General features: G+C 33.8%; 9 protein-coding genes and 1 pseudogene. 1 reads left to right on the plus strand and 9 read right to left on the minus strand.

Annotation, left to right across the window (positions count from 1 at the left end):
- Positions 1 to 155 precede the first annotated feature (155 nt).
- The 6 genes from BN3657_RS00480 to BN3657_RS00505 are packed head-to-tail and all read right to left on the minus strand — an operon-like array spanning position 156 to position 5,531.
- Complete coding sequence (locus BN3657_RS00480) at positions 156 to 848, minus strand: LrgB family protein (protein ID WP_019138801.1); 693 nt, start codon at positions 846 to 848, stop codon at positions 156 to 158.
- On the minus strand, positions 841 to 1,191 hold the full coding sequence (locus BN3657_RS00485) for a CidA/LrgA family protein (protein WP_062551333.1): 351 nt from the start codon (positions 1,189 to 1,191) through the stop codon (positions 841 to 843). The genes BN3657_RS00480 and BN3657_RS00485 overlap by 8 nt, the downstream gene beginning before the upstream one ends.
- Before the next feature lie 10 nt (positions 1,192 to 1,201).
- The gene (locus BN3657_RS00490) at positions 1,202 to 2,173 is read right to left on the minus strand and encodes an electron transfer flavoprotein subunit alpha/FixB family protein (RefSeq protein WP_062551334.1); all 972 of its coding nucleotides are present in this window, start codon (positions 2,171 to 2,173) and stop codon (positions 1,202 to 1,204) included.
- Between the two features lie 9 nt (positions 2,174 to 2,182).
- Entirely contained in the window at positions 2,183 to 2,953 is a 771-nt protein-coding gene (locus BN3657_RS00495) for an electron transfer flavoprotein subunit beta/FixA family protein (RefSeq protein ID WP_062551335.1), read from the minus strand.
- 9 nt (positions 2,954 to 2,962) lie between these two features.
- Positions 2,963 to 4,099 (minus strand): acyl-CoA dehydrogenase family protein, encoded by a 1,137-nt coding sequence (locus BN3657_RS00500; RefSeq protein WP_062551336.1) that lies wholly within the window; start codon positions 4,097 to 4,099, stop codon positions 2,963 to 2,965.
- 19 nt (positions 4,100 to 4,118) lie between these two features.
- Entirely contained in the window at positions 4,119 to 5,531 is a 1,413-nt protein-coding gene (locus BN3657_RS00505; protein WP_019138807.1) for an FAD-binding oxidoreductase, read from the minus strand.
- 173 nt (positions 5,532 to 5,704) lie between these two features.
- Here BN3657_RS00505 and BN3657_RS00510 point away from each other — a divergent pair, with 173 nt between their 5' ends.
- Positions 5,705 to 7,141: a hypothetical protein gene (locus BN3657_RS00510; protein WP_062551337.1), complete on the plus strand. Its 1,437-nt coding sequence runs from the start codon at positions 5,705 to 5,707 to the stop codon at positions 7,139 to 7,141.
- A 120-nt stretch (positions 7,142 to 7,261) separates the two neighbouring features.
- On the opposite strand, the pseudogene BN3657_RS08695 reads toward BN3657_RS00510, so the two are convergent.
- The 3 genes and pseudogenes from BN3657_RS08695 to BN3657_RS00525 form a co-directional block, all read right to left on the minus strand.
- Positions 7,262 to 7,530 (minus strand): annotated as a pseudogene (locus BN3657_RS08695) (Txe/YoeB family addiction module toxin).
- The gene (locus BN3657_RS00520; RefSeq protein ID WP_019138882.1) at positions 7,527 to 7,781 is read right to left on the minus strand and encodes a type II toxin-antitoxin system RelB/DinJ family antitoxin; all 255 of its coding nucleotides are present in this window, start codon (positions 7,779 to 7,781) and stop codon (positions 7,527 to 7,529) included. Before BN3657_RS00520 ends, BN3657_RS08695 begins: the two are co-directional and overlap by 4 nt.
- A gap of 347 nt (positions 7,782 to 8,128) precedes the next feature.
- Positions 8,129 to 21,406 (minus strand): SpaA isopeptide-forming pilin-related protein, encoded by a 13,278-nt coding sequence (locus tag BN3657_RS00525; RefSeq protein WP_062551338.1) that lies wholly within the window; start codon positions 21,404 to 21,406, stop codon positions 8,129 to 8,131.
- Positions 21,407 to 21,451: the final 45 nt, after the last annotated feature.

The following is a 21,451-nucleotide window of genomic DNA, read 5'->3' on the forward strand; positions in this document are numbered from 1 at the left end:
GATTTTTCATCAGCTCATGCTTCGCTAAGGCTCGCATTTGCTGTGAAAACCAGAAAACAGAGACACATCTTTGTTTTTCTTATCATTAAAAAGGACCTATTGAGGGAGACAATAGGTCTTTATATACAATATCTTTACTTATTCTTTATTTCAAATCAAAATAACATTTCTATAACTTTCATTGCTACTGGCATTAGGATTACAGTCACAAGACCTGCCACTGCAATAGAAAGTCCACTCATGGCACCTTGGATCTCTCCAAGCTTTCTCGCTTCAGAAGTACCAACTGCGTGAGAAGAAGTACCAATGGCAACTCCTTGTGCTGTTGGATCTTTTATTCTAAAGAGTTTCATAATAAGTGGCGCAATTACTGCACCAGTAACTCCTCTTATAACTACAAGAACTGCAGTTATAGCAGAAGCTCCACCATACTCTTCAGAAAGAGAAATTGCAATTGCTGTTGTAATCGATTGTGGAGTTGAGGATACCACAAGATTTTCGTCAATGCCTAAAAAGCTTGAGGCGAAAATAACAAAAAACATAGCAATCGCAGAGCCTAAAATTGTTCCAGACAAAATTGGAATTAAATTCTTTTTAAGTTCTGGGAGGTTTTCGTACAAATCAACTACCATGGCAACTGTGGCAGGAGCTATAAAAAACATTATAAAGTCCCCGCCTTGTTTATAATCTTCATAAGATATGCCAGTTAGCTTTAAAAATAATATACATAGGGCAATGGATATTAAAAGAGGATTTGCCAAAGGAGTCTTTAGTTTTTTGCTTATCATCTTGCCTATTTCAAAAGTCGCAAAAGTCAAGATGATTCCAAAATATTTGTTACTAAACATCTTTCCTCCTTTGTAAAAGTTCTATAATTTTACCAGTAAGTCCCATAGTTATAGCAGTTCCAAGAACTACTAAAAGTACTAATAGACCAGCTTTTCCTTTTATCTCATCATAAGAATTTATTATGCCTACACCAGCTGGCACAAATAAAATCGCCAAATTTTGCAAAATTCCATTGGAAGTTTCTTTGACATCATCGGGCTTTATAATTCCAATAGAAAAGGCAATAAAGAGATAAATCATACCATAAACAGCTTCAGGTATTGGGAAATTTATCAAGTGTCTTGTCACCACTCCAAGCATTAAACATACACAAAGTATGACAAATTCCTTTAAATAATTCATAATTCACCTATTAAGCATTAGCTTTTATTTTTTTAACTTCTTCAATAAATAGTGGTAGAATTTGCTTGCAATCGCCTACAAGACCAATATCTGCCATATTAAAGATAGGAGCATCTTCGTCCTTATTTATTGCAACAATAAAGTTTGAATTTTCAATACCAGAAATATGTTGCACTGCACCACTTACACCACAGCCAATATATAGAGCTGGGGCAACAATTTTTCCTGATTGACCAATTTGTGAAGACTTTGGAAGAACTCCATCATCAATTACTGGTCTTGTTCCAGAAATTGGAGCACCAAAAACATCAGCAAGTTCCTTTACAAGTGGGAATATTTCATCAGATGATGCACCTCTACCACAAGTTACAATAATTGGAGCATCTTCAAGATTAATAGCGGCTTCGTTAGCAGTAACAACTTCTCTTATTACTGCCTTTAAATCTTTAACTTCATCAATGTTTTCTTCCACAAGATTTCCGCTAGCATCAAAATCATCTCTCTTGTCAAAGGATCCCGCTCTTATAACAGCAATTCTTGGAGCCTTTGAGATTTTTGATTCTGTAAGGACTGTTGCACCATAAGAAGGTGTGACATAAATTACATCTTCACCTTCAAATTTTATGTCCATAACATTAGTAACAGAAACTGTGTCTAGTTTTGCTGCTACACTTGGAGCAAGGTCCTTACCATCAAGAGTTCCTCCTATAAAAATATCTTCACAGTCATATTTTTTAGAAACTTCAAGGATAATATTTGCGAAGTCTTCCATATTGTAGGCATCTCTTTTTACAAGCACAATTTCTTCTGCTCCTGCACCCTTTAATTTTTTTACTTCTTCATCTGCAAGTTCAAAAGTGATAAGAGCAATGGATTTTCCACCCTTATCCCTCGCAATTTCACTTGCCTTAGAAAGGGATTCTAAAGAAAGTTTAATAGGAGCAGCATCTTTAATTTCTATATATGTCAATATATTTTTCATCTTTTCCTCCTATAAAACCTTTTGTTCTACCATTAGGCTAATAGCCTTAGCTACAGTATCTTCCACTTCATCTTCTTGAATTTTTACTCCAGCTTCTCTCTTCTTAGGTTCGAAGTCTTTTAATTCTTCAAGAATTGGACTAGAAGTAGTTTCCACTTCAAAATCTTCAATCTTTTGTCTTCTTGCAGCCATTTTTGATTTTATAGTAGGATATCTCGGTTCATAATCTGGTTTTGCAATAGTTACAACAGTAGGAAGTTTTGCTTCCATTTCTCTATAACCACCGTCGATTTCTTGTTTAGAAACAAGTTTATCGCCATCTTTTTCCATTGCAATAACAGATGTAACCACACCAAGATCAGACTTATTAGCAAAATAAACCCCAACTTGTGAAGCTTCTGCATCAGTAGTTTCTTTACCAAAGCAAATTACATCAAAAGCACCAAGTTCAGCTTCTAATTTTTCCTTTGCTCCCAAAAGAATTTCAGTAATAGCTTTTGCATCAAGCTTTTTATAATCATCATTCTTTACTAAGTATGCCTTGTCAGCACCAACTGCTAGACAGTTTTTAAGAGAATTTTTAACCTCTTCATTTCCTATAGAAACCACAACAACTTGTGAATCTTCATTGGCTTCTTTAAGTCTTACTGCCATTTCAAGGGAGTAAGTGTCAAAAGCATTGACAACAGGCGTGATGTTTTCAATATCAGCCTTCTCATCTTTTACAGAAACTGCTACTGAATCATCAGGCACTTCCTTTATAAATACTAAAATATTCATTTTAAAACCTTAACCTCTCAATAAATTATTAGCAACAACAATTCTCAAAATTTCATTTGTACCTTCAAAAATTTGGAAGATCTTAGCATCTCTTAAAAGTTTTTCCACTGGATATTCTCTTGAATAACCATATCCACCAAATAATTGAATAGCATCTTCAGCAACTCTCATGGCAATATCAGATGCATAACATTTTGCAATTGCAGATTCTCTGTTGTAGCTAAGTCCCATGTCCATTCTTGTAAGAGCGTTGGCAACCATTTGTCTTGCAACTTCTGTTTGAATGTCCATATCAGCTAATTTAAATTGAATAGCTTGGTTTTTGTTAATTGCCTTTCCAAATTGGATTCTTTCACTTGTGTATTTTTTAGCTTCGTCGATTCCTCTTTGGGCTATACCAACAGCAAGACAACCCATCCATGCTCTAGCTTGGTCAAGAGTCTTCATTGCAATAGAGAAACCTTCTCCTTCTTTGCCAATAAGATTTTTTGCAGGAATTCTACAATCTTCAAGAACAACATCAGTTGTGTTAGAAGTTCTAATTCCCATCTTATCTTCTTCCTTACCAGAACTTAAACCAGCAGTTCCAGCAGGCACTAAAAACATTGAAAGGCCCTTTACTCCCTTAGACTTGTCAGTTGCAGCAGTGATACAGTAATAAGAAGCAACAGCACCATTTGTGATAAAGCACTTTCTACCATTTAAGACATATTCATCGCCATCTTTTACAGCAGTAGTTGTTCCTGAACTTGCATCAGAACCAGCACCTGGTTCAGTAAGACAGAAAGCACCAAGTCCGCCTTCCATTGCAACATCGGCAATATATTCTTTTTGTTCTTGGTTACCAGCAATAAGAACTGGTTTCATTCCAAGGCCAGAAGCAGAAATAGTTGTGGCAAAACCAGCATCAGCTTTTGCCATTTCTTCAAATAGAGCAGCAACATCTACTCTAGATAAACCAGGTCCACCTAATTCTTCAGGAACTTCAAGGGCAAAGTAACCTTGTTCCTTTGCCTTTTCATAAAGTTCTTCTGGGAATTCGCCAGTTCTATCAGCTTCCTTGCAAACATCTATAACTTCTTTTTCACAAAAATTTCTTACGTCTAAAAGTAAATCTTGTGCTTCTTCTGAAATTAAATATGACATTTATTAAAATCTCCTTCTATTAAATAACCTTATCTGGGTTAAGAATTAAATTTGGATCAAATACTTTCTTGATTCCTCTCATAAGTTCAGTGTTAACATCGCCTTCAAATTCATGTAAGAAAGATTTTTTACCATAACCAATTCCGTGTTCTCCAGAAATTTGTCCGCCAAATTCGTAAGCTTTCTTATAAATATCTTGCATAAATACTTCAACTTCTTTTACGAATTCGTCCTTATCCATATCATTTGAGCAAGTGTAAATGTGTAAGTTACCATCGCCTGCGTGACCAAAAGACTTAACTTCAAATGGGAAGTCCTTAGCTTTTTCATTTACATAGTGAACATATTTAGCAATCATGTTAATTGGAACTACAACGTCACATTCATCAAGAAGTTTTGTTTGAGATTCAATTGCTTCAAGGAAAGAAGATCTTGCAGCCCAAGCTTCTTTGATCTTGTTTGGAGTGTCGGCAACTAAAATATCAATTGCTCCTGCTTCCATAAGAACTTCTGCAGCTTGTTCAATAATGTCGTTAAGATCGTCTTCATTGTCACCGTCAAAAGTAATAAGAAGATAAGCACCAATGTCAATTCCTTCTAATTCCTTAGGGAAAGTTGACTTTCCAATATAAATTTCTGACATATTTACAATTTCTTTTTCCATAAATTCAATAGCTTGTGGATTTAAGTGAGCCTTGAATAACTTTGGAACTGTAGAAATACAAGTGTCAAGATCTTCATAAGGAACAATTAGAGAAATAGTTTCCTTTGGAGCTGGGATAATCCTTAGAGTAAGTTCTGTGATAATACCAAGAGTACCTTCAGAACCAATCATAAGATCTTTTAATGAGAAACCAGTAGAAGTCTTTGAAACAGTAGCACCAAAAGTTGTGATTTCTCCAGTAGGAAGAACAACTTCCATTGAACGCACATAATTTCTTGTTGTGCCATACTTAACAGCTCTCATGCCACCAGCATTAGTAGCAACATTTCCCCCAAGAGTTGCAAACTTTTCACCTGGATCAGGTGGATACATATATCCCTTAGATAGACAGTCTTCAGCAAGGTCATTTAATAATACACCTGGTTCTACCTTTACTACCATGTTTTCTTCATCATATGAAAGAATTTTATTCATAGATTGCATATTGATCATAACGCCACCATGTCTAGAAACACCAGCACCAGTAAGACCAGTACCTGCACCTCTTGGCACAACAGCAATCTTGTTTTCATTACAAATCTTTACAACTTTTGCAATTTCTTCTGCATTTGTTGCATCAACAACAAGTTCAGGTTGTCCTTCGCCGTAGATAGGCATTTCATCGTGGAAAAAGTCAATGTTGATTTCTTCGCCAACATAAACCTTGCCAGATACAGCATTTTTAATATCTTCTATTACGCTTTCTGTAACAGCATTATAATTTACCATTTTTTCCTCCAATAATTTATTAAAAATATTCTTGTTAATTTAATTATAAAGCTTAATCCTATAAAAACCCCTTATAAGTAGTTGCAATATGTTGAATTATCCTTACAAAATTTGACTTTTATTCAACAAATAAATATAATTTATATATATTTCCAAATTTAAAGGAGCAAATTATGTGGCATTACAGACAAGTTTTTAAATTATTACTAGACATGACAAATACAAAACTATCTAGCATTGCCTATGCCTTGGATTACGACATATCCTACATAAGCAAGTGGAACAGCGGCAAAAAATTGCCCTCATCAAAAAATATCTACACAATAAATAGAAAACTTGCCCCACTCTTTGCCAAGTCACTCATAGAAGAAAAAAAGACTAAAGACTTTCTTTTAAGCTTTGAAATAAAAAATTCAGAAATCCTAAAAAAAGATGAGGAAAAAGGTCTAGAAATACTAATATACAAACTTCTAAACGAAGCCTACGCCTACACAAACACAGATGTAAAAGAAGAAATCCCTTCAACTACAAATTTCATTTTCAAAACATCTAGCGTAGAAATTGACTTAAAAGAAATCCTGGACCAAGTAATTTTGGAAAATAAGGACCTTGACATTTGGGCAACCTTTGACATAAGAAGCCCCTATGCAGAAATCCTCATCCAAAGCATAAAAAAAATTGCAAAGGAAGTAGAAGTGAACCTCCACCTACTTTGCAAAAAAGACTACATAGAAAATATAGACATATTAAAAATAATTACTGACAACTCTAGCATCAACATTGAACTCTATGAAAGAAGCTACACCCACTGTGACTTCATTCTCATAAAAGACGAAATGTATATAATAATTGCAGAAAGAGAAGATTACTCAACCCTAACATCAGGACGTGAACTTGACACACTTTTTGAAATTTCATCTTTTATGAATAACTTCTTTGAAGGACTAAATAAAATTATAGTCACATCTTCTCCCCAAGAAATGGCAGAAACAGATTACAGAAAATATTTCTATTCAGACAACGAATTCTTATTCTTGTCAAATTACGGCTTTGAATTCTTGCTGCCAAATTACATCATAGACAGAATAGAAGACTCCCTTGACGACGATAGAGAGATAAATAAAAAAGAAATTTCTGGCATAAAACTCCTCTGGGAAGAACTTTTTGTGGACGCAAAAATAAACTTTCTCACAACGAGAACTAGCCTTCTAAACTATTTGGAAACAGGCGACATTCTTTACTGTTCCACAAAGGCAAAACTCAGCCCTGGGGAAATTGAGGACCACATAAAAAACATAATAGAAATTATGGAAAATAACGAAAACATAAACTTTTACATCATAAATGACAACAGATACCTAAAATCCATAGGACTGGACAAATTTAACTTCTTTATAAGCGAAAACAATATGTTTTTCAAAAAAATCGGCAGGGACAAACTTCACACAAATGCATCAATAGTAACAGACATAAAAATCCACAACAAGATCCAAAGCGTCTTAAAAGACATCATGAATAGCCCTTACAGCAAAAAATATGACGTAAAAGAATTAGAAAAACTCTTTGACAAATACGCCCAGGTATTTAAAAAAATGTCCAAGAAGAACTAAGGATTTATAAAGTATATAAAATTTAAACACTACAATAAAAACTTTTAAAAACTATTAAAATAAACAAAAATACAGAAGACAAAAAAGGATGCAGCCACAAAAGCTTGCATCCTTTTCTTCTTACTGTTTTTTATAATGACCCTTACATTGAAATATAACCACTGTATCTTCCTCAATCAAATAAACAATTCTGTTCTCTTTGTCTATGCGTCTGCTCCACAGACCTGATAAATTGTTTTTTAATGCTTCAGGCTTACTATACCCTCAAAGGAGCTTCTCTTAATATCTTTAATTATCTGATTTATTCTTCTTAAACAAACTTTACTAGTCTTTTGCCAATATAAATACTCTTGCCAAGCACTATAATCCCACTTTATATTTTTTTTCACTCATCTATAATATCTCTTTCAATAAGTTCTAGTTTCCCATTTTTATAATCATTATATTTCTTTTCAAGATAATCTATGTTTTCTTTGCTATAAAAAGGATCTGCTGTTAATTCAAAGGGGATTTTATTTTCTCTTGCAATTTTTTTCAAATAAACATTTATTGCAGAAGACATAGAAATTCCAATTTCTTGACAAACTCTCTCTGCTCTTCTTTTAACATCTTCATCTACTCTAACATTAATTTGTACCATAACATCATCTCCTTAAACTAATTTTATCATATTTATAGTATTTGTAGATACATTTGCTATAAGTATTTTAGTTGTATTATTCAATAATATATTCCTAGCTATAATCTTTTACATAAATTTTGCACAAAAATTAGTAGGTCAAAATAAAAAGCAAAAAGAGCCTGGTAAAACCAGACTCTAAAAAATATTTTTCAATTTTAATTTAAAAAGCAGTTTCTCGATAGACTAAAAAAGATTAAAAGATAATTTATCTTAGGATTAATCATAAATCTAGAGAGGAGATTCCTCTCCTCCCAAGATATAATAACTAAAACTTAATCTTAATTCAGCAAATTTTTACATAAAGATTATTCATCATAAGACATATTTCTTTTTCTCTTGTATAGATAAGCCGCTGCACTCATAATAACTAAACCAGTTACAGTAAAGATTATAGTGCCAAGACCACCAGTTATTGGGAATTCTCCTTTAAAGTTTTCCACTTCTATAGGATTAGTTCCAATATTTGTCAATTCTCCCATAGTAGTGAATTCATAAGAGTGGTCGACATATTCTTCGCCCTTAGTTTCAATATGGAAAGTTCTTTCTTCGCTAATCTTATCTTCTCCTTCACCTATAACTATATTAGATTTGATATCTAATTCTGTTGTAAGACCGATTTGAGGAGACATCTTGAATACTAATGTCTTATCAGATTTTACTGGACTACCATCTGTAGTGTCGCCTTTTACTAAGTCGTACAAGTCAATGGTTTCTTTACCTTTATAACCATCATAGTTCTTCAAGTCAACTTTATAAGATTTTACAAAGGTTTCAGTACCATTTTCTTTATCAACTGTATAGGCTTTAATAGTTACTCCTGTTTTAGCTCCAACGTTATTTTCAAAGAATTCATTTTCAAGTGGTAATCCTGATAGACTCATTTTAGACTTATCTTTCACGTAAGTTATTTCTTCATGATTTGGATTAAATCTCATATCAATAGAAGTCAGATATTCGTTATGCCATCCATTAGCGTATGTTCCACTTTTTGTTTTGTTTACATCCATTTCAGTCTTATATTCTTCTCTTTGAAGCTTATCATCTAAGATTGCAAATTGTTTTACAATACCTCTTGGATTGATATATCCTTCTGGTGCCTTAATTTCTTTAAGTGCATAGAATCCAGGTTCATTTACTTTGAACTTAACAATACCATCTGTTCCACTTATAAGTTTATCTAATTTTGTATAACCAGTAGGTGGCGTGTCATCAGATTTAAGAGCGTATATTGTGCCACTTACATCCTTGTACAAAATTATATCCTTATTAGAATATTCTCCTGTCTTTTCATTCTTATACAATACTTCAAATTCTGCACCTGCAAGAACCTTATTATCAGTTCCATCAACTTTCTTGAACACTACTTCATGTTCTTTGTTGTTTACTAAAGTAATTGGAACTACACCAGGTTCTTCAACATATTTTACTTGTTCTTGTCCCTTTTCATCTTTATAGGATTCTTTTCTGAAGACTTTTCCACTTTCATCTACTTTGAATTCTGCTAGTGGACCATCTGGTGCTACATATCCCTCTGGTGCTGTGGTTTCTTTTAATTGGTATTCACCCTTTGGTAACTTAGAATATTCAATTAATCCATCTTCACCAGTTTCAATTGGTTGACCATAAGCATTCCAATTTCCTTCATCATCCTTTTTATAAAGTTGGAATGTTGCACCTTGTAAAGCTTCACTATTACTATTAATCTTCTTAAAGACTATCTTATTAGATGGGTTAATAGCTTTTATAGTTAACTTAGCTTCAGCTGATGACTCATTTACAAATTGATGAACTGCATCAAATCTATCAGCATATAATGAATATCCATTTCCATAATAGTGAATAAGATGAGAGTATCCTACATACTTGCTCTTATCCTCATCAGCTACTTTACCAGTTATCTTTACGACATAGGATCCATTCCAAGCCACTCCATTATAGTAAGGAGTACTTAATAACTCTCCTGCTTGTAGGTAGTTCTTAGAATTAATAACTCTACCATAATCTAAATTATCACTATTTTCATCTACACCAAAGGATTCTGGCATAGCACCTTCTAGATTATTTAGAACCTTGTATTCTGTAACAAGAACATTTTCTAGATTTTGATCTGATAAGAAATTAAAATCGAAAGCTCCTGTTGGGGTTCTATCTCTATTTATATAGAAATAATGAACAAATTCTCCAGTTTGTGGATTGTACTTAACTATCTTTGATGTGTAGTTAATAAAGTTCACTCTGTCATCTTTTCTTTCAGTTCTTAAATCATAAACAACATTTACCTTGCTAGATTTATCACTAAATCCAACATCTACAAAATTTTGTGACTGTCTTATCACATCTAGATTTATAAAAGCAGCTATCTTATTAGAAATGTTCTTTAATTCATAGGTATCTGCATATTTTGTGAAAGTGTAAGTTATAGTTCCAGCTTCTCTATTGTAGTTTGCCTTTGCTATAGTACCTACTCCATCTGCAAATATATCTAGATTGTCAATAGAATTTTCAAAAATTCCATGAAGATCTGTTGATTTTTTAAGTTTTAATGTGAAGTAATCTCCTGGATTTATCTTCATTCCTTCAGGAACTTCATAGGAATTGTCAAATACTAGCGATTCTCCAAGATGTGGATGAATTTCTCCTTCTACTGTTGGAGCACCATTTTCATTTATAGGACTCAATACACTCATTTTTGATTCTGTGAGCTTAATTTGTCCTGATAAATCTCTTCCTGTTGGAGCAATATCTTCTGAATATGGGTCTAAGTCCTTACCACCAACAGTAAAGTGCCATACTTGACCACCATTAATGTGTCCATCAGGAGATTCAACTTCTTCTAATTGGTAGTTACCTATCTTTAATCCATCAAATGTTAAAGTACCATCTTCTCCTACAGTTTTTACTACAGGGTCTGAACCATCAGTTAAGTTTGTAAGTTTAAACTTAGCCCCTGCTATTAGTTCGCCTTTTTCATTTGCTGTACCCTTTAAGGCATTTCCATCTTCATCAACTTTATTTATCGTTACACTACCCTTACCTGGTTTTTCGTTTACGATTTTACCCATGTTCTTGGCAGTGGCAGATGTTACATAGTCTACCAACAAACCATTTTCTTCAGTAGATGATTTTTCTGGAACATATTGGTAAACACCATTTGCCTTATTATATTCTAGAGAAATATATCCATTAGAAGTTGGTGTTATTTGGATTTCACTTATCTTATAAGTGTCCTTAATAACTTTTCCTTCTTTATTCTTTATTTCTCCTGGGAACTTGATGCTTAAATCCTTTAAAGGAACTTCTATTGTCTTGTCTTGTGGATTTATTATCTTAGTTGATTCAAGATCCACATTCTTAGCATCTTTGAACTTGATAACTTTATTAGTTACTGGATCGTGAACTTCTAAGTCCCCAAATTTATAAGGAGTAGTATTATCTGGGAAATAGAATTCTACTGTATTTACATCAATAGTTTCCCCAATTCTTGGATCTACTATTTTTTGTGATACCAAACTTACTGTTTCAACTGAGAAGTGTAGAAGTGGTCCATCAATTGGCTTGTAATCTTTTGGTGCTTGAACTTCTATTAGTCTATAACGACCTGGTTCAAGTCCTCTGAAACCAAAGTAACCGTTGAAGGCTGATGATACATAAGAACCTTCTACTTCTTCGTAGATACCTTCTCTTACTCTCTTTTCAAGTTTAAATACTGCTCCTTCAAGTCTTCTCTTAGTAATTTCTTCTATAGAATCAGTGTCAGAATCTTTACCATGCTTAGAGAAAGTGATGTTGTATCTTTCAGCATCATTTACAACGCTTAGTCCTTCTTGAGGAACTGTGTTTTCTTTTTGTGATGAGTATAAAGAGTTAATATCCATGCTTGTTTTTATAGTACTAGATGGTGCTGTATAACCTTCTACTCCTGGTATAACAGGTGGGTCAATAAATCCTGCTATATGCTTTTCAGTATACATTCTGCCTCCATAAGAGTAATTATATGATGCTTGTTTACTTAGAGCATTTATATATTTTTGACCAGCTGGCTTTTTATTTGGCCATGCATCAGCAATCTCTTTCGCTTGATCTTTTTTATATCCAACCGCAACTAATTTATCATGATATCTTTGCCTTACAGCTTCCATACCACCTTGGTATGAAGCACCTTCAAATGTGTTATAAACAAGTTTTCGTTGGTTTTTATCAAATTGTGCTTGATAAAAACTTCTTGCACCATCAAAGAACTCAATATCAATATCAATCTTACCTAAATCTTCATCTGGAATATCAGCTGCTGTTAATTTGTAAGGATCTTTTAGGACTGGTTCAGCACTTGGAGTTCTACCATCTTTTTGAGTAAAGTTGTAGTTAGAATCTATAGCTACTTCATTAGTAACATTTCTATCAATAATAGAAGTATCATAGAAGCCTTCAATGTCTATGAAGTAAACTCCTGGTTCAAGATTTAGTTGGTCTTCGTCAAATTCCCAGTCAAATGGTCTCCATCTTGCAGTATTTACTACTGTCACATTTGGAGTAGAAACATCATAGTCATTTAAGATTTTAATCATTTGAGCTTGGTCTGGATCGCCATTTATTCCACTTATCTTATAAGTTGATCTATAAGCTGTCTTTACACCTTCTTTGATAGTTACTGGTGGCTTTCCAGCTCTGTCAATTTCTTCTCTCTTGTGTTTTGGATTTATTTGAACGTTGACAGTTCCTTTTTTTCCTCTTGTATCAATGTAAACCCTTTGTATGAATGTTCTTGATTCTGTGTCAATATGAGTGATTTTTGTTGCGTATTTTACACCATTTGCATTTTTTATTTCAAGGTTTTCATTTTTTTCTACGAAACTTTGAGGTGTTTCTTCTGGTCCCTTGTATTTAGCTACAAGTTGACCATTTTCTTCTACAACTTGTACTTTCCAAGGAGCGTTAGGCTTTCTGTAACCTAGTGGGGCTGCTGTTTCTTCAATCACATAATATCCCACTGGTAAGTTAATAATGTTGCCATCTTTATCCTTGAACTCTACAAGTCCTTCTGCATTTGAAGTTCCTGTTTTTACTCCAAAATCTTGGTCCATATTTTCAAAGCTTTCATCAGTCTTTCTGATTGTAAATATAGCACCTTCAAGCTTTCTGTCATTTCTATCTTTCTTGTAAATCTTTAGATCAAGACCAACTTGCTTGTTTGTGATTTGTGCAGCTTCCCCTGGTTTAATTTCAGTTTCGCCTTCGCTAGGACCTACTTGTTTTTGCTTAAATGTTGCAGAAACAGTTACATCTCCTGCTGGCATTGTAAACTTGTATTGGTTATTTGCAACACTTGCTGTTACATTTTCATTTCCAACAGTCAAAGTTTCTAGTTCATAATTTTGTTCTGGATTAACTGTAAGCGTAACTTCTGTTCCTGCTGTTGCTGAAGTTGTACTTGCTGTAATTGTTCCACCTTCTTGTGGATTTTGAACTATTACATTATAAGTTGTTGGAGCTTTTACTTTCCAAAGAGCTGTTACTCTTGTATCAGCATTAACTGATATAGAATCTCCAGGATTTTTTCTTTCTCCATTCACTGACCAAGCATCAAATTCTTTTCCATTTGGTGCGGTAAATCCATTAGCTGGCAATTGATAGTTTGAACCAACATTTACTTTTTGTTCTGCCATTGTGCCAGAACCTTCCCCAGGACTAAATGAAACAGTCACTTGTTCTGGAGCTTTATTTCTCCATTGAGCTTGAATTATTAAGTCACTAGTTACAGTTATTATATCTCCAGGATTTTTCTTTTGTCCATTTACTAGCCATCCATCGAATTCTTTTCCTTCTGGAGCTATAAATGATGATCCTGGTAATTCGTATTCAGTATTTTCTTCAACTGTTACTGGATCCATGTGCCATTGTCCACCATTTCCATCAAATGTTATTGTGTAGTCAACAGTTGTTTTTACTACTGGAACACTAGCTTCATTTGGATAGGATTTTTCTAACCAGCATTTGTTACCATATTGTCCTGCCATGTTAAAGTTATAATTTGAACCCAAACCAATTGGTTGGTCTTCATTATAATTTGTTTCAACTTCTATTAATATATTACCTGGATATCTTGTTGTGATACTTGTAGTTTTAATTTTATTTACACGTTCAGTTACAGATGTAAATTTTACATTTTTGCTAATATCTGTTTTTCCTGGTATTGAATCTATATCAGAACTTTCATTTATATTAGCTAGACTTGTGTTTGCAGGGACTTGAAAAACTCTTGTCGTAACTTCACTTGGACTTATATTGTAAGCATCGTAAGCTCTGTGGAATTTTATCTCACGATTACGTTTAGCAGTTCCACCTGGTTTATAAATAAATACTTGTTTATATCTATTATTAGCCTTATCGATTTCGATTATTTTTGTATCGATTAATTGTCCGTAATCTGAATCGGAAGCATCTTCTCTCTTTTCTGGTTGAGTTGGACTTGCATTGTCAACTATTTCCCATCCATCCCCAGCTCTTTGTGCTTCTGGGATTTCTTCTGGAGAAACTTCTAATCCATCTCCATTAGCTACTGTAGCTTCTGCATTTTCTCCTACAATATTAGGGTCATAGGATGCCATGGCAACTTCTCTAATAGTAATTCCATTAGGGAATAGTCTTTCAAAGTTATTTTCTCCATATATTGCATCTATTTTGTTTATCACAGAATTTTCTCTTTTATCTGCTTCATTTAAGAATAATGGAGAATTTCCAACAGATTCATTTGTGAAATTGTATGTTGATGCTTTTATTGTTTGCATCTTCATAGCTAAAGCTGGATCTACATTGGCATTTTCAGCATTTAAGTTTTGAACTACTGAAAACTGTGCATTTGCGTCTTTTCCTTCTGGAGTAGTTTTATTATCCTTAATATAAACTTTTCCATCATTAGCCACTCTTATTGTCCAAGTAGTATTAGCCTTTTCATAACCTGGTGCTGGTTCAGTTTCTTCTAATTTGTAGTTTCCTGGTTTTAAACCATTAAATGAAATCATTCCTTTAGAATCTGTTGTCATATATCTTTCGTTTTTGCTTGGATCTGGACCAGTCAATTTGAAAACAGCACCTGGAATAAGTGTTGTATTATCTTCTTTAACTTTTTTGATTTTAAAGCCGTAAGTTTTAATATCATTAGTTACATCAAGAGAATCTTCTCCTATATAAGAACCCAGAATAGTACCTGTTGTTCCTGTTGTAGGTCCTGTGGTCTTGATGTCGGACACTCTTTCATAGTGGTCACCTTTCCAGTAAATTATAGTATCATTTTCAGACCAGTCCATGCCAGTTCCCACTCCACCATTGGCGTCTTTATAAGGAACTTTGATGTCAATTACTATTGGCTTATCTGTAGCTGGAATACCTAATTTTAATCTGTCAGGTTCCCCATACCTACCCTCTTCTGTTTGAGCCGTCTTTACAACGTCAGCTGTAATATCATCTGTATTATAAGATGCAAGTCTTATATCAGAAATAAGTCCTGTTACTGACCTATCTAGTTTAAATACCTTGATGTCATTATCCTTGTCAAACTTATTCATATCAAACCAATCCATATTAGGATCTTGTGGAACTTGTCTATGGATAGATACACTTGATTGATTTGGAATATTTCTTGATTCTGGATTTATTACATATCTTTGGATGACGTATTTTTCATCCTTGTTTATTGCAACAATTCTTGTACCCAAATATCTTGCATCTTGATTGTTGCCTGTCCAACCAGTCCATCTATTGTCATAGTTAGACCAGTTTGAAGTGTTTCTGTTCTTAACATCAACCCATTCAACTCCATCTTTTGCTAGTATAGATTGAACTTCTTGTCCACCTTCTGCGTTAGTAGAATAGTTATAAATTTTTACTTTACCTTTTTCTACTCTTAGAACCCATTTTTTATTAAGTGGATTGTAACCTGCCGGTGGAGCAATTTCTTCAAGGACATAGTTTTTGTTTTCTTTAGGAGTTCCGTTAAACTCTACAATACCCTTTTGATCTGATGTTGCTTCTATTGGGAAATTTGGATCAGTATTATCTGGATCAGATATCCTAAATTTTGCTCCGGCAAGTGGCTGTCCATTTCCATCTTTTTTATAAACTCTAAACTTTTGTCCAGCTGGTTTATTTGAAACTTGTATATTAATTTCATTACCAGTATATAGCTGACCTGCCCCAGTAATAGATGTTTCTCTAATTCTAACGTTACCGTCATTTAAAACTGTAACTTGCCATTTTTTATTAGTAAGTTGATAGCCTTCTGGTGCTCTAGATTCTTCTAAAGAATATCTTCCAGGTGCAATACCTTCAAAGCTAACTAGGCCATTTTCGTCAGATGTCCTGTAAATTGTCTTTCCATTTTCATCTGTCAATGCAAAAGTTGCCTCAGGAAGTTTTTTACTTCTATCTACTTCATCATACTTAGTAAGTTTAAAAGAACCTGGAGTATATTTGTTATTTATTAAACCAACAATTTCTCTATAATATTTTGGTATTTCTCCACCTGCTTGGTCACCTATGGCAGTGTTGACATTGGCCTTAGATGCGAAAGCTGATTCAAGATTACCATCAGTCATATAGAAGGCTCTCCACTTTTTGTTGAATTGATCTATATCAGTAATCTTAAAAGTTTGCTCAATTACGTAACCTCCACCGTTTTTGACTGCTGGTGTAGATATCTTTAGAGGAGCACTATCATTAATTCCTCCAGTTGTTTTTATTTTATTTGGATCATAAAGTACCCTTACGCCGTTTTCCCTTCTATCTAACCTATCATTTGGATTTATTTTTTGATGAGCAAGTAAATTATAGGTGTTAGGATCTTGTTCTGGTCTTATACCTACTGATAATGGCATAGTATCATTTAATTTTATACCATTTTGTGTTCTTGTGTTGTATTCAGTTGCATACACCTTTACATCATCTAATTGGTATAAAGGTTCATATCCTTTTCCTAACCATCTAGCTATTCGTCTATCTCCTTGGAAATCTGTTGTTATCCAATTGTACTCTACTGTCTTTGAACCATAAGAAAATCCCATTGGGTTTAAATATGACATAGCTGTTACATACCAGTTTCCGTCTTCTTTTTGGTAAACATCTCTGAAATAGTAGAATTGGTTAGAGTTACTTGTTCCAGAATCATATTGTTCATAGTCTGCATTTATATCTCTATTTAATACAGGATTTCCTCCAACATTTGCTACACCAGGAGCTACTTTGATTGTAAAGTTATAGGTACCTGTATTTTTAGCAAAGTATTTATCTGGGATTATACCTCTTAGGTTAATAGAAGCAGTAGCTGGTCCACCCTTTGACTTATTATTAAATACATAAGTCAATAGGTTAGTATCATAATCGAAGTATGGATCTGCAACTTCTACTCCATCTATAACAATTTTAGGGAAATCAGAAAAATATTGAGTAAAGTCAAGATTTCTATCAAATTGAATTTCAAATCTTGAGCCTGGAGCTGAATTAGATAAAGTAATGTCAGCGTGATATTTTAATGATTCATATCTGTAGGCTTCCCATACGCCTGTTTTTTCACCGATATCTCCTGGTTCGTTTTCTAGATATTCAAGTCTTTGGTTAACACTTGTTACTGTAGCCTTGTTTGAATCTCCAGTTTCTTCACCTTTTTCTATATAGTAGTCACGACCTGCTTCTGGTGTACCAATGCCATCTTCAAACCTTGCCTTGTATGTTACTTGACCCTCATCGTCAACTACAACTTCAAAATATACGCCATTCTTTTGATAGCCTTCTGGAGCTTGTACTTCTTCTAGTCTATATCTTCCTACTGGGAATTGTCCAAAGTTAGCTGTACCATTGTCATCAGTAAATTTATTGGCAATTACATTTCCTTCGCTATCTTTAAGAACAAATTCTGCTCCTTGTAGTCTATTTCTATTTCCATTTTCATCAAATGTATCGCCAAATTTTGTTGCAGCTATTGGGCTTTTTGTGAATTCTTCATTTGTAACTATTAATTGAGTTTGTGTATCTTCGCCTTCTCCACTAGCCTTACTTATTGTGACTTTTTGAGTAAGATTTGTTTGTCCAGCTGTATTTTCATTTGTCAACCAGTCATAATCTAAGTTAATAGATTGTTTATCTCCAATATTAGCTTTTACTTTTACTATGAAACCCCAATCATTTGCAAATCTTTCTTGTGGGAAATAAATCTCATAGCCAGTTTTTCCTGTATAGGCATCAGTTTTATTAGGAGTTCCTATAATCTTGTGATTGTTCGCAGCATTTATTACATTATTTCCAAGCAATGGAATATATCCTTGAGCATTTTGTTCTTCCATGCTGTATCTAACATTATTTCTATAGCCTGGAGATACGTCGTAAGCACTTACTTCTGTGATGTTTACATCTGGAATAGAAATATTTAGTCTTGTATCTCTATTTGTACCATCTTTACCATTATTGCTTTCTGGTTTTAGGTAAAGGTAAAATTCCAATTCGCCATTATCATTAATCTTTCCATAATGCATAGCATTCATATAGTCTGGCCAGTTAGGGAAACTATCGTGTTGAACTAGTTTAGTCGCACTAGTGCTTCCACCTGCTTGGATATTTCCTCCATCTACACTAATATTCCCATCTTCTGATATAGTTATTGTTTTTCTTCCTTGATCAAGCTTATATCCATTTGGAGCTTTTTCTTCTATTAGAGTGTAAGTTCCAGGAAGTACATTATTAAATGTCGCCTTACCTTGGTCATCAGTAACTACTGATGGTTGGTTGTCCCCTAATATCTTAAATCTTGCTCCTGCTAGTTTCTTATTTGGGTCTTTGCTATCCACTTTTACTACTGTAAATGTTACTGGTTTTAAATTTGTTTGCTCTATTGCAGAATCGTGAATATATTGACTCTTTGTGTCAATTTGATAGTAGTTGACATTTTCGTTGTACTTATAAGTTTTGCCATCTACTTCTACTGTATCTTTATCAAATTTTTGTTCAATTTTATTTTCTCTTTTAGAAGGCGCGTGAGTTTCTTCATTTATATCCCAATATCTTGCATTAGGAATTGTGACAAATCTTGTAGTTTCTCCAGCAGCTCCTTCTTCTACATGGACTTTACCAAGTTCATTGCCCTCATTATCTTTGGCAATAAAGTCTTGTCCTGGCATAGTCATGCCTTCTACTGGCAAATTCCAAACTTGGTCAATATATAGGTCTCTGAATTTAGAAATCTTTACACCTGAGATATTGTAGTTACTTGGTTTATCTGCGTTTGTAAGTTGTGTGTCAAATTCGTAAACTGCAATATTTCCAACTTCTTGTGTGCCTGATGGATCACTTTCCTTTGCTGGAATGGAGTTGATATTTTTTTCAGCTTCTTTTACTATCATTTGACCATAAGTTGGGCTATCTATATTAGTATCAATACCATAGACAACTCTTGCACCAGATTCTATAGTTTGATCTCCATCAAGTTTTCTGTCTGCAAGTGGCATACCATTATTAGCTTCATCTCCAGATGAGATGGCATCTGTTATAGTCCACTGTGCTTTGTCATTAGCCAAAAATTGACCTTGGATAGTAGTTCTATTATTTATTCCTACACGAGTAGGTGTAGCTTCACTTATTTTTTCTTGTGCATAACCTTGATCTAAGATAAATCTAATAGCCCCACCTTTTTGTTTTCCTTGGAGAACCACTGATATGTCTAATAAATAATTTCCTTGTGTATTAGTTACTGGAGTGTAGAAAGTATAGGAAAGATCTCTTGTGCTTTCTTGTAAATTATGGTGCTTAGAGTCAACAATTCCTAAAGCACCTTCAAGTTGGTCTGTTAGACTTACATCACGGCCATTGACTTTTACATTTTCAATTTCTCCAAGACCAGATCCCTTTACAGTTGTAAAGTTTGCCATAAAACCTAAAGCACTTAAATCTGTATCAGAACGAACCTTCATGGACCAATTTATTCCTACCATTTCTTTGTTTTCAATGACAGGTTCTCCAACTAAATCAACTGGAACTCTATATTGTCCACCATCTGGATCTATAATTTGAATAACATCATCTCTACCTGGTTCTGTAATTGTGTTTACTGTGTTTCCGTTTTTATCAACAACTACTGGTAAAAGTGACTTTGGATTAGTTACTCCAAGTCCAGAAACACTATTTATAACAGTAAAACTTTCATCTGCCTTAATTTTTCCAGTATTGAAATCCACATCAATATTAAGAGGGAAATTTAAATTTTCATTTATGTCTTTTACTATTTTATATCTTATAGTATTTGAAGTTGCATCATATTCTGGAGTGGCAATTATTTGATTATTGTAGACAATATCTTTTAATGTTGCTGAATCAATTACAGTTAACTTTTCATCTAAGTGGATATCAAAGTATTGTCCAGCCTTTATTGGACCATTAGATGTTGATGTGTCAAATCTAGTTCTAATAGTAAATTTCTTGCCATCTAGTGGACTAGATGCACGCAAAGCTCTAAAGAAACCAAATCCAGTATCTTCTGAATTTGGCATTTCTGCTTTTTGAAGACCTGCTTCCATTTCTTCTATTGTAAGCTCTCTGTCTTCCTTGATTAGATTTTCATAAAGATCTGAAATTTCCAATCCATCATTTTCTCCTACTGCATCATTTTCAATCATGAACATTTGAGGATCAAAATTTTCATAGCCATGTCTTTCAATAAATTCTCTAAAAGCGTCTGTGTTGTCAGCCATTAGTTTTGCTTGGTCTTCTCTTGACAAGTCGTACTTGTCTTGGAAAGTATTAAGTAAAGCTTGGATTTCTTCTAATCCATTTTCCTTGTTTGCAAGAGCTTTTTTTAGTTCTTTGTCTGCTCTTTGTAAGTCTGTAAGTCCAAGACCTTCCTTTAATTTATCTAAGAAGCCCTTTTCTTCTTCAACTTCATTTTCTTCGATTGCATCCTTAGTTTTATTTAATTTATTTGATTCTTCAGAGTTTAGGCTTTTTTCTGATTCTTTCTTTTGGTCTATTAGACCTTTTTGTTTTTTTAATTCTTCTAATTTCTTTTCAAGCTCAATTCTCTTGTCACGAGCTTCTCTATATTCAGCCTCTGCTTCTAAAGATTCTCTTTCATTTGCTCTTGCTGCTGCTTCTTGTTTTGCTGCTTCAATCTTTAAAGCTTCTAGCTTTTCTTGTTCAAGTCTAGCTGCTTCTTCCTTCTTCTTTTCCTCTTGAGCCTTTTCTTCTTGAAGCTTCTTATTATTTTCTTCTATGTCTTCTTTTTCAGGAGCTGTAAGTATGTTGTTTTCTTTATTAGCTTTTTTCTTAGCTGGAACTAGAATTTCATAGTCTTCTTTCTTTTTTGCAGGTTGCAAAAATTCATCTGACTTTTCATATTCCGTCCTAGTATCCTTTTTCTTCTCCTCGGTCTTTGAAGATTTCTTTTCAAACAATTCATCAGTTATGTTTTGCTGGTTTTGTGTCGTGGAATTTTTGACTTCAGCCTCATCTAACAAGCCTGCCGCTGCGACAGTTGCTGGGCTTAACACCTCCAAAACCATTAGTAATGCCAAAATTAGGCAAGTAAATCTTTTAAAAATATTATCCATTTTTTCCGCTCCTTTATTAATCAGTCATTGCCTATACTAGAAGTA

This window comes from Peptoniphilus phoceensis (assembly GCF_001517665.2).
GTDB lineage: Bacteria > Bacillota > Clostridia > Tissierellales > Peptoniphilaceae > Peptoniphilus_A > Peptoniphilus_A timonensis.

Coding starts and splice junctions, on each gene's coding strand:
- BN3657_RS00490 (WP_062551334.1), bottom strand. CDS start 2,173: ATGAAAAATATATTGACATATATAGAAATTAAAGATGCTGCTCCTATT.
- BN3657_RS00510 (WP_062551337.1), top strand. CDS start 5,705: ATGTGGCATTACAGACAAGTTTTTAAATTATTACTAGACATGACAAAT.
- BN3657_RS00525 (WP_062551338.1), bottom strand. CDS start 21,406: ATGGATAATATTTTTAAAAGATTTACTTGCCTAATTTTGGCATTACTA.
- BN3657_RS00480 (WP_019138801.1), bottom strand. CDS start 848: ATGTTTAGTAACAAATATTTTGGAATCATCTTGACTTTTGCGACTTTT.
- BN3657_RS00520 (WP_019138882.1), bottom strand. CDS start 7,781: ATGGTACAAATTAATGTTAGAGTAGATGAAGATGTTAAAAGAAGAGCA.
- BN3657_RS00485 (WP_062551333.1), bottom strand. CDS start 1,191: ATGAATTATTTAAAGGAATTTGTCATACTTTGTGTATGTTTAATGCTT.
- BN3657_RS00500 (WP_062551336.1), bottom strand. CDS start 4,099: ATGTCATATTTAATTTCAGAAGAAGCACAAGATTTACTTTTAGACGTA.
- BN3657_RS00495 (WP_062551335.1), bottom strand. CDS start 2,953: ATGAATATTTTAGTATTTATAAAGGAAGTGCCTGATGATTCAGTAGCA.
- BN3657_RS00505 (WP_019138807.1), bottom strand. CDS start 5,531: ATGGTAAATTATAATGCTGTTACAGAAAGCGTAATAGAAGATATTAAA.